Genomic DNA, 16122 nt, shown 5'->3' on the forward strand with positions numbered 1-16122 from the left:
ACCCGGTCGTGGAGCTGCGGATGTTGTTCGAGAGTTTGCCCCCCGTGGTGCGGCGCCCGATCGAACTGGTGGTCTTCGGGGGAGACCTGCCGCGCGCCGATGTATCCGGAATGCGGTGGATGGCTGCGGAGCTGAGGGCCAAGGCCGCCGCTATGAAGAACCACGGGGACGACGCCGAAAAGATTCTGGCGCAGGAGGATTCGCTCGGAGCGCTGGGTGATCGGGTGCGCGAGATACTGCATCTGCACCGTGCGGGCGCGGCCAGGCTGCGGGAGGAAGCGCTGGCCTTGGCCGATCAAGCGCACGCGGCCGCCAACGATGCGGAGAAGACGCTGTGCGTGATGTTCGCGTTCGGCGTCGAGCTGGCCTGGCGCATCATCACGACGCTGTCGGCAGCCGCCGCTGCCGGTCCGGCCGGCGAAGTTGCGGCTGCTCCCGTGGTGGAGTCGATGCTGATCGAGGGCCGAGGCAAGGTCGCGTTGATGCGCGCGGGCCTGGAACAGGCCTACAAGGTGGGCGCGGCGAAGACGGGGGCCCGGCTGTCGGCGTTGGGGCCGTACCGGTTCGCGTTCGCGGTCGGTACGGCCGCCGCGGTGCCCGCAGGTGTGGATCTCGCGGCGCAGCTTATGCAGGTCGTGTCCGGTGACCGGAATATCACCGTCAAAGGCCCGAATGGAGAGAACCCGAGGGGTATCGATCTGCAGTCGATCGAAGCCGCGGGAGTGTCGGGCGCCGGTGGCGCGGTGGGCGGCTTGGCTGCGGGCAAGTTCGCGCCCAAAATCGTTCCCGGTCTGGAAACCGGCCGCTCAGCGCTCGGGCTCGTGCAGGGAGTCGCGGGCGCGGTGTCCGGTCTGGGGGCGGCGGCCTTGATCACCGGCTGGCCGGAACACTTCGAAGACGTCCTGGCGTCGCTGCTCAGCGGCGGATTCGCCGGAGTTGTGGATGTCCACGGTGCCGGCCACCCGGATCTCGGTTCCCCTGCCGGAAAAATGGTCGACGGCAGCGGGGGCTACGTCCCTCCGGATCCTTCCACGGTGAGTCTCAGCAAGGATGCCGTGATGCGGCTGGCGGGGGCTCCGCAGGACACGAAACCGCTGACGCCTGCTCTGGTCGACAGCAACGATGGCGCCACCCCGCAGCCCACGAACTCGGCCTCCCCCGGTCACCCCACGGACGCCGGAGCATCGCAGCTGGGAGAGAACCTGATTTCGTCGGGCCCGCCGGGAGCCACGGGTGAGAGCCAGTATGAGCCGGACGAGTCGGCAGATCTGGCGCGGCGCCTTGTCGATTCGGGGTCGGGCGAACAGGCTCCCCCGCTGAATGGACACTCGAACGGTCAGGCGCGGGTGGACGGAAAACCGGGAGACACGGATTCGCCTACGCGAGGAGGACTCGGGGCGTCGGCAGACCGAGCCGGTGATCGAGCGCCCGGTGTGGACCTCCCCGCCGGTGCCGAGGCCTCCGGTGGCGGCGCGCCTGCTGGTGGGGCGCAGGTCGGTGGGGATGCGCAGGGCCGTAGTGGGGATACGCGGACCGTTGATCCCGAGTACGCCGCTGATCCCGCGCGGGGTGGCGCTGGTGCGCACGGCGGTGCCCATGACGATGGCGCCCGCAGAGGCGGTGGTGCCCATGATGGCGGCGAGGCGCGGGTGGGCGGCACTGGCAACACGGGAGCCGGCGACGGCGGCCAGGCCGGTGTTGCCGGTGCGCAAGGCCACAATGCACAGGCCGGTGGCATTTCCGGTGCCGGTGGTAGTGCGCAGCTCGGGAAAAGTGTGGCTGCGGGCGCTGTCCCGTCGAGCGGGGACGGCGACCACTCCGGTTCGCCACAGCAGCGATCGGCGGATCGCGAAGAGGACGCCGCGCACGTGGTCCACGGTCGCAGCGCCCAGGCTCCGACCGTCGACGGTGCGGTTGGGCACGAGCCGGCGGCCGCGCGGCCGGGCCCGAATTCGGCGAAGGTCGATCCGCCGATAGGAGTGGGCGATGCGTCCGGCCGCCACGGTGCGGGTGGTGAGCGCCCGGCACGGGTCACGGCACCGAAACCGGCGGATGGGCCGCCGGCACACGAGCCGCCATCGGCGGCGCGCTCCGAGGATGCCGCGCCCGCCGACGCTCGCCCGTCCGCGCAGGACGGACCGGAGCGCCCGGCGGAGGGGCTGTCAGAGGCTCTGGCGGGACTGCCTTCGGCGGATCCGGCGACGAAGCAGGACCTGACCGCCGAGCAGCAGACGCGGTTCAAGGACGCGGCGAAGAAGGCGCTGGGGTTGTATCGGCTCCGGCGAGAAGAGCTGGCCGGTGAGTCGTGGCAGCAGCGCAGGCACGCGATGGAGCATGGCGATCGGGTGGAGTCGCTGCTGCGATACATCGACGCGATGCGCGAGGGGACGGGGAAGACGCCGCGGTGGAACCAGCTGCAGGCGTTCCTGCTCGGCGAGCACGGGTTCATGCGTCAGATGGGCACGGGGCAGGGCAAATCCATGGTCGGTGCGCTGGATACGTTGTGGCAGTTGTCGCGTGGCGAGCCGGTGGAGTCGGCGAGCGGTGATTCGGTGCGGGTGCATCATGTGATCACCACCACCGAGGTGCTGGCCAACGAGGGGGTCCGGGAATTCGCACCGATGCTGCGGAGTCTCGGATACGAGGTCGCGCGCTGGGATCCGCACGACCCGCCGGGCGAGCCGGACCGGCCGACCGTGTACTACATGACCTACGACGAGCGCGCGACCGCCGAACTGTTCGACCGGCCGCCGCCGGGGAAGACCGCGACCATCGACGAGGCGGACGCGGTGCTGGTGCACAACCAGACGGTGCACTACCAGTCCGAGGGGCAGCGGGAACTCGCCTCGGAGGTGGAGGCCGCCGGGGTGTACCGGGTGCGTGATTTCTTGAAAGCCGTCCTGCGCAGCAGGATCACGGCGGGGAAGGACCTGTCGGTGCATCTCGAACAGGCACTCCACGATGGGCTGTCGACAGCGGAGAAGGCCGTGGCGGTGCGGTCGCTGTCGACGGAAGAACTCGCAGCGGCACGGAGTTTGACGGCGCGGTTGCTGCGCGAGCAACCCGAGCGGTGCCTCGACACCGTGAGCCGGTTGTGGGAACGCCACACCGGGCGGAGATTCACCGCCGAGGAAACCGAGATGGCGCGTGCCTTCCTGGACGTCAGGGCGGGCCGGTTGAAACTGAATCGGGATTTCCAGATATTCGGCCAGGGTTCCGAGAAGAAGGTGCAGATCCTCGACGAGTACGGGAAGCCGCGAAGCGATCCGAAGATCGGCACCGAGAGCCGGTGGTTCGGGGGCCGCCACAAAATGGTGGAGGCCATGTTCGGCGCCCCGGTGTATTCCGATGGAACGGGATCGAAACAGGTCACGGTGGAGGACGTCCTCGCCGGTTACGAACATCTGCATCTGATGTCGGGCACGCTGGAGCGGACCGCCGCGGAGATCAAGGAGAATTTCCCGGTCGAGGGTGGTTTGGCGAAGGTGGAGGACTTCGGCCGGTCGAAACTGACGGGGGAGGAGGATCGGATCTTCCTGCGCGAACCGGATAAATTGCGGGACGCCGTGGGCCGGGTGCAGCAGTTGCAGGCCGAAGGGCGGCCGGTGCTGGTGATCTGCCCGTTCAACGATCTGGCCCGCAAATTCTCGCTGATGCTGGCCAAGGCGGGCGTGGAGCACAACGCGATCGATGCCCGATGGTTCGCCGAGCACCGCGACAACAATGCCGCCGAGGAGCACCTGCTGTCGGTCAAGGACGCCGCAGGTGTTCGGGGCGCGGTCACCGTCGGCACGGGGATGCTCGGCCGGGGTTTCGACGTGTCGATCAGCGACGAGGTCGATCGGCTGGGCGGGGTGCACGCGCACATGCTGGGGCGTTCGCCGACCAATCCGGACGAGGATCATCAGTGGTCGGCCCGCGCGGGCCGCAACGGTCGCAACGGTCGCTTCTGTTTCAACGTAGCCGCGTCCGACCGCCTCTACAGCGAAGCGCGGCAGCACGGTGTGCAGGTCGCGGTCACCCACTATCGGACCGCGGTGGCCGAGCACGCCGAGGCCACAGCGCGATACGCCGAAGTCGCTCGTCACGCGGGTGACACGAATCCGGCACGACCGGGGGAGGCCCTGCGGGCGGCACGGACGAAGATCGCGGCGACCGCCGCCGACGTGCTCGCGGCCGAGCGGGAGATGCGCAGCCTGACATCTCCCCTGCAGAACGACGCGGCCGACCGCGCGTACCTGCAGCGTGCGATGCGCCGCGCGCACCAGGCCCACGCGCTCCCTACCGCAGACGTTTCCGCTGCGATGTCGGCGGTCTCACCCCGGACCGCCATCGCTCCACGCCTCCTCCACACCGAGACGGAGACGGTCCACAACGCGACGGGTCTCGGGCAGGCCAGGATGGATATGGACCGTGCGGCGATGCAGGCCGTGCACGCCACGCCTGACACCATCCAACCGCACCTGCGGGGGGACCGGTTCGCGCGGCTGGCGGGGTGGCTGGGAATCCCCGCGCCGACCCAGGCGGCCGCGGCCGTGTTCGACACCGACGGTGACGACGACCCGTTGAGCCGACTGCTGGAACGAGCGGGCGTCTCCTCCGCTGCCGTGGAAGCACTGAACCAGCACCTCGACCACGCCCCGCCCGCGGCAGTGCTGCGGTCGAACGCCTTCACCGACGAGCAGGCGCTGAATCATCTGACGCCGCAACGCAATCGGCTGGCCGCCGAACTCGGCTGGGACCCGGCCCAGGTCGCCGGTGCGGAGGGTGTGCGCCAGGTCGGCGCCGCCGTCGAGACGGCCCGCAAGGAACTGGCGGGCCTGCTCGAGATCGACGCCGCCGAGGTGAACGCCGCCACCGCACGTGACGGAATCGCCGACGCAGTCGCCCGCCTGCTCGCCCCCGGCGAAACCAACGCCGACCCGGCCAACGAAAGCCTCGTTCACGCCGCCTCCACCTACTTGGCCGTCAGCGCCCTGCTCGACCTCGTTGTCGCTGTCCACCAGCGCAGTCCGAAGAGCTGCGTCAACAATGGTGTGACGATGATGCGGGTGCTGTACCCCGAGAACGAACAGGCCTACCGCATGCCCGACGACATGCCACTGCGGGGTCACAACGAGCAAGACATCGAACGGGCCTTCGGCGGCGCCTTTCGGGCTTTCGGTTCGCTGGACAAGGCCGCGGCATCGTTGAAAGACCGGCCCGGGGGTAGCCAGGCGCTGGTCTACAAGTGGATGAACAAAGGAGAAGTCGAGCGTCACCTGGTGCTGCTGGTCAACGATAGTGACCGAGCGGATGCCCCGAACCTGGTCGTCCTGGACATCGCGGCCGCCCCCGGAGAGGCTCCGATCACCCCCGCCGATCTGGCCGGATCCCGCGCACTGCTGAACAAAGCCGTCCCATTCCAGCAGTGGCAGCGCGAACAGCAGCCGTTCATCGACCAGCTCGGCGAGGAGGACCGGGACGTTCTCGCGATCGAATTCGACAGTGCGGGCGAACCTCTCGCCCGCCTGTCCACGACACAGCGTCCGGTCGTCTCCGCCCGCAGCCCCGGTCTGTCCCCGCCATCACTGTGGTCGAGTCGCGCTCCACCGTTTCGACGGGACCAGTTCGCGCTGGCAGGCCATCGCGCACCACGTGACGATCAGCCTCCGGACAGCGTCCGCGCGGCCACTCTCACCCCCGATGCCCAGCGGGGACCCGAGACCGGGTCGCGGCCGAGTCGACACCGCGTTCCCGTCGGCAGCCGACCGCTGTCGGACCCGGAGGACCGCGCTGGTACCGACGAGCGTGAACAGCGCTCCGGACCGCGTCGCCCCGGCGGTCTGATCGGCCGCAGGCCATCGTCCGGTCCCGAGGATGATGCCGAACGGGATCCGGCTGCGGGTACGCCGGAATCGGCCAGGCCGATCGATGTCGGCGAACTCGGCAGGGCGCTGGCCGAGCACGGCGTCGTAGTGGGACGTGCGGCTGCGGCGCGAGTGATGGGTTCGGACTCGACGGGTGGCCGAGATGTCATCGAACTATCGGTTCCGGAGTGGCTGTACCGGCGGTGCGAGGCCGAAGATTGGGCGCAGGACGACGAACAGCGCTCGGTGTTGGCGCGCGGCCGGTTCCGGGTCTCGGTGGGTTGGCCCGGTGTCGAAACCGGCATCGTGTCACACGAGGACTTGGCCGACCGGTCGTGGCAACCCGCCGGGGGCGGACCGCGGGTCGCTCTATTGGCCGACGTCTATGCCTGGACGCAGGAGACGCAGGACTCGGCCTCGGCCGACTGGATCAAGGATCATCTGCTGAGTCCGGCGTGTGTGCCGTTGCCCGCCGAGGTGATCGCGCGCGAGATCGAGGAGGTGACCGAGATCTTGCGGGCGCGGGTGTCGCCCGAACAGCTCGCCGATCCGGAGATCCGGCGCGGGATACGGCTGGCCGCCGAGGGGCTTTTCGCCAATCGGACGCTGTACGGCCATCCCGACATCGGTCGCGCCAACCATCTCCACGACGACGCCTTCGAACTGCGCGAGTTCGGCGTGGCCGCGCTGTACCACAACGGCATGAGCGTAGCCGAGGACCTGCGCCACATCGTGGACAACGGCGTCCTCCACGGCGCCGAGCTGCGCGAAATCATCTTGGCGATAGCCGCCGACGCATGGAGCGATCTCGTCTACGGCGGGGGGCGGCGCGGCGACAACCCCGAGGGCTACGACGAGTTGCGCTCGGCTCAATTGCTCCATGACCGAGCCTTGTCCCACGGCTGTGACGCCAGTACCGCCCGATTGCTCGGATTCGCCGTGAACGGCACCGGATTCGATGAGCGGACCGGAATCCAGATGATCGCCCTACCGGCGGCGGTCGAGGAGATGCGGCAGCGCTGGGGAGAGATGACCGGCGGCGAATTCCACACGGCGACGCGAGTTGCCCGGTGGGTTGCCGCCGCGGACCTGCAGACGTTGTCGGAACCCGACGCGGTCGTGCAGAGCATCGAATTGGCGCTCGAGGACCTCATGTCGCGCCGCTTCGATCCGGCACGTGTTTTCGGGCGAGTCCTGTCCGAATGGGGCGTTCGGGTGAATGCCGTCAACGAGGCGCTACGGCTCGCGGACCGGTTCGGGCGCCTGATGCCCGAACATTCTCACCTCACCATTCGTCAAGCCCTGATCAACCGTCTCCGCGGCAGTGCAGGCTTCGTACATCCCGACAGCGGATACCGTCCTCCTGACGGGTGGCTGCTGGGGAACCGGGACCTGCGTCGTGAGCACGCCGCGAAGCTGCGGGAGATCGCCGACCGCTTGGCCGGCGACTCGATCTACACGCCGATGGACGCCTACCGCGACGCCCGCACGCATGCGGCCGATATGCGGGTGAAATACAGCGGTTTTCGTTGGCAGGTGGTCGTCGAGCCCGGCGCTCACACGGGGGATCCCGCGCTCCTGGCCACCGCCGTCGCGGCTCGACTGCCCGAACCGGACTTGTCGGGGATGTCGGAGGACGTGATCGAGGCGATACCGCGGATCACGGAGATCGCCCGCGCCCGGACAGGGAATGCTCCTGTGATCGTCGTGACTTCCGCGCGGGACACCGACGGCCGGCCGCGGTTGGTCGCTCAACTCGACTACACCCGGCCGGACGCCACCGATACCGATCCTGGCATGACGTCGGAGCAACTGCGTAGCGAGCTGTCCGATGTGGACTGCCGCATCGACATCGAGACCGCCGATCCCTTGCCTCAGGGCCAAGTCTGGCATCGTCTCCGGCTCGACTTCGCCAGACAGCGGATTCTGGTGTGCTGCGCCCAGTGGGGGTTGGGCGGAACCGGCATGGCCACGTTGACCGTGTCGCTGTGCCAGGCATTGGCGGAGGCCGGGCATGCGGTGACGGTTCGGACAGCAGAGGTGGGGCGCGCTCCCCGGATCCCCGGTGTGCAGGTGATCGGCCCCCGCGAAAGCGGGTCGTTGGCGGTCACGCGTGAGCGGATGCTGTCCAACTGGGACGAACTGCCGGAATTGATGGATCTGGTGATCGTGCATGATGCGGGCGACGGTCTAGCCGCTGCGCTGGCTGCCGAGGAGCGGTACCCCGCAGCGAAACTCGTTCGCGTCAACCATCTGACGCCGATGCTGTTTCACACCCTCGGCAACAACCCGGAACGGGGCCGAGCCAAGGTCGCGGCCGATGTCTATTTGGCGCGGCGGGCGCATCTGGTTGCGGGGCTGGGACCGGTGCTCGCTGCCGACGCGCTGTCGTCGGCGGTCATGGCGGGGCACGGCTCGGTGCACGAACTGCAGCCTGGTTTGGTGCCGGCCGAACAGCCGCCGGTCCCCGCGCCGGGTGCGCCGGCCCGGATTCTGTTGTTCGGCCGTGCGGACGACCCGTTGAAGGGCGTTGCGGAGATCGCTCGCGTGGTGCGGCGGCTGCGGGCCGGCGGGCGTGACGTGCGGCTGGTCCTGCGCGGCTATCCGAGACGCGGCGTCGAGTCGGCCCGCGCCGAGTTGGTCGGGCTGGTCGGCGACCCGGACGCGGTCGAGGTGGCTCCGCGGACTTCGGATCGAGCCACGCTGCAGGCGGATATCCGGTCCGCGACGGTCGTGGTGATGCCCTCGCGTGCCGAGGGATTCGGCTTGGTCGCCGCCGAGGCGATCGAACAGGGTGTACCGGTCGTAGTGCCGTCGTCCAGCGGCGTGGGCAGGTTTCTCACCGAGTTGGACGAGTACCGCGAGCAGGCGGAACGGTTCAACATCGTCGAGCAGCATCTCGATGCCGCGCCGGAGATCGAGACCTGGGCCGCTGCACTCGGCTCGGTACTCGACGATGTGCCTGCCGCCTGGGCTGCCGCAGGCCGGCTGCAACGACTGCTGAAGCCGTTCACCCGCAAGCGCAGCGCGAAGATGCTCGTGCATGCCGCCCTGAACACCGATCCACACCCTCGCCGGGACATCCGCCCCTCTCGCGCCCAGGTGACGCTCGAAAACGGGCATGTGGTGGTGCGCGGCGAAGGAACCGACTACGAACTGATTCTCGACGTGGCCGACGCGATGGAAACCGATCCCGCGGTACGGCGGGCCGTCATGGGCTACACGGTTGTGAAGTTTGCGCCGTCGCGGGACCCGCTGCCCATCCGGCTCGCCGCGGCGCGCGTGGACGAGTGGCTTTTCGATCCGTCCGCGACCACCGCTGCGCGCAACCACGGTTCACGCGCCGACCTGCTGCGGGCGTTCGTGGCGACGGTGGCGGTGCAGGGATTCGGCGCAACCACGATCGATGACGTCTGCCGACGCGCGCGGATCCCTCGGGACGACTTCCACGATCACTTCCCGACCACCTCCAGCGCCTTGGCCGACGCGCATCGGCAGGCCCGGCGCAATCTGCATCAACTGGTCGTCGACGAGGTGGGCGGCGCGCCGTCGTCGAACCGCGCCGCCCGTGTCACCACCGCGGTGAACGCGTATGTGAACGCCGTTGCCGCACGTCCGGCCACGGCCCGCCTACTGCTGGTCGAGGGATTCGCCGCCGCCCCGGCAGCGCGCGCCGAACTCGTGGTGGGCGTGATCGAAGAGATCGCCGCCACGCTCGCGACCGTGTTCGAGGAGTCGGTCACGCCGACGCGGGAGCGCCGCGCCTCGGCGGCAGCGATCTACGGCATCCTCGCCGACTGGGCCGTGACCGGCGATGCCACCGCCGTGCCCGCCGTCCGCCGAAATCTCGTCGATCTGCTTCGCAACGGCACGCCGACCCCGGCCGTGGACTCGGCAGCCGGCGTCCCGGCCCAGTCCGCGAAGCCGTCTCGGGAACAGCCCACCCGCTCGGCGCCACAGGCGGAACCCGACGAGCGGGAACGGATCCTGACGCAACTGATCGCTGTCACGGCCGAACGGGGTTACAAGGAGATGTCTCCGGAGACCGTCCAGCGGCGCGCTGACGTGTCACCCAGCGCATACCGGGCGTTGTTCCCCGACAAGCGAACCGGTTTCGAGGCCGCGTGCGCGGCAGCCGTCGAACGCGTGCGGACCGCCACCCGTGCCGCCATGCCGGACGTCGCGGCCGACGACCCGCTGTCACGGCTACGGGCCGCCATCAACGCCTACCTCACCGCCCTCACAGCGCATCCGGACGAGGCCCGCGTGCTGCACCTGAACCTGCTCGCACCCGGCCCCGGAGCACACGGGCCACACGACCGGCACCGGGCGATGCTGGCCACGCACTTCGGCGAGATGGTCGAGGAGATCGACGCCAGCACCGCCCGGCTCCTCGCCTCCGCCGTCTCGGGGATCGTCACCGATCGGATCCTCTCCGGCCGCACGGGAAGCCGACGGTCCGCCGGCGGCGAGTCCGAGCGGATCGCGACCCTGCCCGCATTCGCGGCGACGGTGACCGCTGCGGTCGGATCTCTCCTCCCCGACAGCGGCGGGACACCAGCCGCTGACAATGAGGCTCTCGGACACCGGTCCACCGGAGCGAACCGGCTCGACGGCTATATCGGCAGCCGCCCACGGGAAGAGGATCCGTCCAGCGACGGCGCGTCCGCAGGTCCCGAGTTCCAGGACCTGGTGCTCGCAGGCAGGGAGTCCGGAACAGCGGAACGTTCGCTGGTAGCCGATGCGCCGGGAGTACGGGTCGAGTCGGTGACCTTCGGCAACGGCACCCGAGTGTTCGCGGAGACCTATGCCGATCCCGTCGTCGCTGTCGAGCAGGTACTGCAACGGAAGGTCGCCGCCATCATGGACGCGCCGGTGGCGCGTACCTGCCTGATTCTGGAGGACGACACCGTCTATCGGGAGATCGTTCCCGGGCGGGCGGGCGACAGCCTGCGCGCACCGGACCGCGAGATCCTCGACTCGGGCTCGGCCGAGCGACTCGGCCTCTTCGATGCGGTGACCAGGACGAACCGTGCCGCGCGAGACTGGAGTGTGGGTCCGGACAACGAGGTGAGAGGTGGTCGCGCCCCTTCCGCGATCAACGCGACGCCGACCGGTGCATTCGCCGCGAAGTTCGTGCGGGAAATCGACGGGCGCGAGGTGTGGCAGCACCACGGCATGCCGAGGTCGGAGCTCTCGGGCATTCGGGAACAGGTGGCGTACCTGCAATCGTGGATCTCGGATCTCCCGATACCCAACCAGTACAAGCCCGCGCTGCTTCACATCCACGGCCGGTACATGGATGCGCTGGCGGAGATCGAGTGGCACGCCGTGCGCACGCCGGGCGAGGTATTGCGGAGTGCCGGGCTGGACGTCCAAGCGCAGGCCAAGGCGCGGCTGGTCGAGGCGTTCGCCCTCGACTACCCGCACATCACGATCGCCGGGTTCGAACATCCGGATGTTCCTGCCCACGTCATCGAGGAGATTCTCGGCGCGCTGGCCGAGATGTTCACCAGATTTCCGGGCCGTACCAACATCAGAGGCCTGTGGATCTATCACTTGGGCAACGAGAACGCCGGAGCCGCGTCCTTCGCCCAGCGCGACTCCGAGTCGACGTTTCGAACCGTGGCAATACAGTTCAGCTTGCGCAATGCGAGCAGGCCGGAATGGACTGTCGAACGCGGTATCGAGCTGCGACAGCGCGGTTTCAATCCGGTCGGTCACCGGCCGTTCCACCACGAGGCGATCCATGAATTCGTCCACGCGATCGATGCCACGGAGCTGCTGTCGGGCAGCCTGCGGCAAGTGCTGGAGGACAGCTGGTCCCGGCTGCACGAACTCGGCCTGATCCGCGAACCGGAGCAGACCTGGCTCGCGCGGCTGCCGGTGTACGCCTTCGTCGACGAGACCAAAGCGACACTGCGAGAATACGAGGCCCTTGCCGTCGGATTCGCCGAGACGGACATTCACGGCGCGGCGGTCGGCACGCCGCAGTGGGTGATCCACGAGTACGTCACCACCGGTCGGCCACCGCAGATCACCCCCGGCCTCGTAGTCGATCACCCCGCGCGGGTAAATCGACCCGGGAACCGGCCGGGCACGGGCAACCTCGGATTCATCGGCAGCAGGCCGTCGAAGCCCACCCCCGAGCCGCCGGATCGGGCGTTCGGGAGCGATGCGCGTGTCCTCGACGACGAGGTGCGGGCCGGGCGAGGGCCGCTTCGTGGCGAGCATTTCCCGGTGCCGGGGTTACGGATGAAGAGCAACGATCCCGGCAGGAACGCGGCCTTGCGCATGTTCTCGCTGTGGCAGGCGTATGTGGCCAATCGCGGATTGGGAAAGCTCGTCAGCCGGTGGGATTCGGTCGTGACGCCGGCCGGGGGCCGCAGGGCACTGGCGGAGCTGTACTTCTGGATATCGAACCAGCGCTACCTGCGGCAGGTCTGGGCCGTCGAGCGTGACCCGAGACTGGTGGGGGAGCACGGGGAAAGCCATCCCGACTACTTCCGCACCAGACTGGGCGACGACGCGCCCAATCTGGACATGGTCGGGCACCTGCCCGGTCTGCGGGCCGGGGTTCGCCGCGATCCACGAACCGGCAAGTGGCACGGGGGCGTCGGGACGCCGGCGTTCTGGACCACGCTCGCGATCGGACGTCTCGTCCGAAGCCGGATGGACGTGGAGGCGCCGGGTAACACGGTGTTGCAGAACGTCGTGGAACTGCCCGGTGGCGAGCGCGTCGACGGGAATGTCTTGTGCGCGCTCGAGCGTGGCCGGTTCGTGCTCGAGACGGCGCGGGCCGCCGACCAGCGGAGGATCTTCGACGCCGCCCTGGCCGAACTGGCCGCGGCTGTCGACCAGCGGTCGCCGGAACCGTCTGCCGATGTGCTGCGGCGTTTAGCGAACGCGGTCTACCTGCTGTTCCAGGCGCCGCTGATGACGCGGGGCAGCGACGCGACGATTCGGACGTTCGCGGCGACAGTGTTCGCCTTCGCCTTCGACCGGCCGATCCGCCTGCCGCACGACATCGATCTGCAGGCCATGTCGAGGCGGCAGGCGGACTTCGTCGAGTGGTTCGCCGCAGCCCTCGATCGAGGTCTGCGCAGGACCGGCGAATCGGACGCGGCGGGTCGCCCGGACGCACGAAGGGCGGCGGGGGACCGCCTGTCCGGCTTCATCGGAAGTCGGCCCGGGGAACAGTCCGACCCGTCGGTGGACGCCTCGCGGGGCGCGTGGCTCAAGGCGTTGCGGCTCGAACAGGGCAGGAAACAGAAGGAGGTTGCGCAAGCGGCAGGTCTGACCAATGCCGCACTGTCCAATATCGAGAACGGGCGACGGACATCCCTCGGCACCTTCCAGCAGGTCTGCCGCGTGCTGGGAGTCGAGGGTGCGGAACTGACCGAGGCCACTCGGCGGTTCTACCCGGACGTCGAACTCGAAACCGATGCTGCCGCCCATGATTCGCCGGGTGGCTGGGTTGCTGCGCATCGCAACAACCGGGGCATGACCAAGGCCGACCTCGCGCGCGCGGTCGGAGTGACGCCGACGCGGATCGGGGAGATCGAGAACGGGGACCGCCCGCCACCGAACATGTTCTTCCGGATTGCTCGCGCATTGGGCGTGGAACAGCAGGCGCTGGCGCAGGCCACGCGGAGCCTCTATCCGGATCTCGTGCTCGATCTCGACCCGACAGCGCACGGTCCCGCCGCACCCGGTAACTGGATCATGGCGCTGCGGCACGTCAACGGTTCGACCCAGGCCGAGGTGGCACGGACCGCGGGCACATCGGCGGGCTACCTCGCCGGAATCGAGGGCGGCGAATACACTCCGAGCTCGATCATCTTCCGGCGGCTCTGCCGGGCACTGGAAGTCGCGCCGGGACTGCTGCGCACGGCCACGCACCATTTCTATCCGGATCTCGTGCTCGATCTCGGCCCGACGGCCCACGATCCCGCGTCACCCGGCAGCTGGATCGTGGCGCTGCGTCACGACCGGGATATGACCAGGATCGATCTCGCGGACGCGATCGGGCCCGGCTGGGGTCATCTCGGCAATATCGAAAGCGGAAACTACGTGCCGAGATTCGCGGTCTTCCGGCGAATCTGCGAGGTCTTGGAGGTCGATGACGAATTGCTGCGGGTGGCGACCCGGCACTTCTATCCACACATCGATCTCCACCTGGAACCGGCGGCACACGACCTCGGCGGCTGGATCACAGCGCTGCGTAACGACCGGGACATGAGCCGCGCCGAACTCGCCCGGGTGTCCGGCCTGTCCACGACGTACCTGGCACAGGTCGAGACCGAGAACCGACGCCCGCTGTTCGGCACGTTCCGGCGGATCTGCCGAGCGCTGGGCGTCTCGGGCGGCTTGCTGATCCAGGCGGTGCGGGACTTCTACTCGGATATCACCGCCGATGTCGATCCCGCCGCACACGAATCGCTGGGGCGTTGGTTCGCGGCGCTACGTCACGACGAAGGAATTTCGGCGACCGAACTCGCGCGCCGAGCGCGGATGCCGCGCAGCACTCTTTCCAGTATCGAGAACAATCGCTATCTGCCGCGGCTGAGAAAATTGCGGCAACTGTGTCGAGCACAGGGCGTCGGCGGCGAGTTGTTGTTGGAGATCGTCGAGCGATTCTATGCGGATCGATACGAGCGATCCGGCTATCGAGACGAAGAAGAACTGTTCAGACAGTATGTCGTGACTCGGGTGGGTTCGCCGGAAGAGAGAGCGGCCCAAGACAAGATTCTCGAGAGATTCGCGTGGGTGCCGAAGGCGGTGGCGCGTCGCGAAGCTCCGGACATCCGTGACGAGGTGGAACAGGCCGCCTGGGTCGGAATGCTGAGCGCGATCAGCAACCACGTTCCGTCCGCGTCGTTCGCGGCTCATGCGTGGGCCAGTTGCCGCGGCGCGGTGTTCCGGTATCGTCTCGCGCTGCGATTCCCCGATCTCGACAACCGCACGCGGAAACTCGTGAGCACGGTGGAAGCGCAGATCCACAGGATGGTCGCCGCGGGTGCGGCGCTCGAGGACACCGAGATCGCGCGGGGAGCGGGAGTGAAGCCGGCCGAGGTCGCGTTAGCGCGGGAGATCCTGGCTCGGCCCACGCTGCGGCTGGACGCGCCGATCAGCGGTGGCCACAGGTCGCCGCGCCGGGAGGTGGCCGATCGGGTTCCGGCGGGGTTCCCCGACACCGACTTCGCGATGACGGTCCGCTCCGCGCTGGCCGACCTGGCCGACCCGGCCATCGCGGAGCGGCTGGTCATGCTTCACCTGGTCGAGGGCATGTCCTTGGCTCGCACCGCAGAGGGGCTGGGGTTGCCTGTCGCTGCCGCGGCAGACGTTCTCGCCGACGCGATCGCCCGGTTGCGCGGTGCGTTCGATCATCGTGAACCCGCGGACGTCACCACGAGCGAGCAGAACCGGCCGACGCCGTGGAGCAAGACGAAGACCGAACCGGATCAGCCGCCGACTCCACCGATGTCACACGGCGATTCCGCCCCGGAGGAGGGCACGACCGAGCCGGGCGGATTCATCGGGAGCAGACCACCCGAACCGGGCGAGTCTTCTCGTAGGCCTGCATCGGGGGAGTCACCGCGGACGACGCCATGGTCGCGGCTCTCGGACGGTGACGCCCATGATGGTGTCGGCGACCTGACCGAGGCGGTCGCCACCGATCCCCTTGACCGGGCCGCTCCAGTCGCAGCGTGGCCGACACCGAACGGCACCGAGCCGTTCCGGCGGTGGTTGAAGGCTGCTCGGCTGGCTCGCGGACTGACCCAATCCCAATTAGCCGCTCGCATGGGCGTGGCGAATTCGGCGACATACATCGGTTCATTGGAGCGCGGCGTGGCGATCACCAGGGAGATGGCGGTGCGTCTGCTGGAAGGCTTGGACGCTCCCGGCGAGGTGGCCGAGTCACTTCTCCGGGAGTATTTCCCGGACGAAGACGGCGAATTTCCCGATCCCCGGTCCGACCGGTTCCGCCATCCCAAGGACTGGATCATCGCCGCCCGCACGAGTAGGGGACTCTCACGCGCGGAGCTGGCCGGACGAGCAGGTGTCGGCCTGACCGGTTTGAGTCAGAAGGAGCGCGCGCACAACCCCCGAGGCGAATTCGGCATCAGCGCGAGTTACGCGCTGCGCGTGCTCGCCGGACTGGACGCCCCGGCTGCCATCGCCGCGGCGTTCATGAGTCGCTTCTATCCCGGCTGGGAAGGCGAAGCGGGCCGTGGAGCCACGAAGCACCGGGCCTGACGGATTCATCGGC

General features: G+C 68.7%; 1 protein-coding gene. It reads left to right on the plus strand.

Features of this window, described 5'->3' with window-relative positions; translation table 11 throughout:
* The first annotated feature begins 20 nt into the window (after window positions 1-20).
* Complete coding sequence (locus tag ACWEH3_RS28240) at window positions 21-16109, plus strand: helix-turn-helix domain-containing protein (RefSeq protein WP_452358413.1); 16089 nt, start codon at window positions 21-23, stop codon at window positions 16107-16109.
* Window positions 16110-16122: the final 13 nt, after the last annotated feature.

This window comes from Nocardia sp. NPDC004718 (assembly GCF_053601535.1).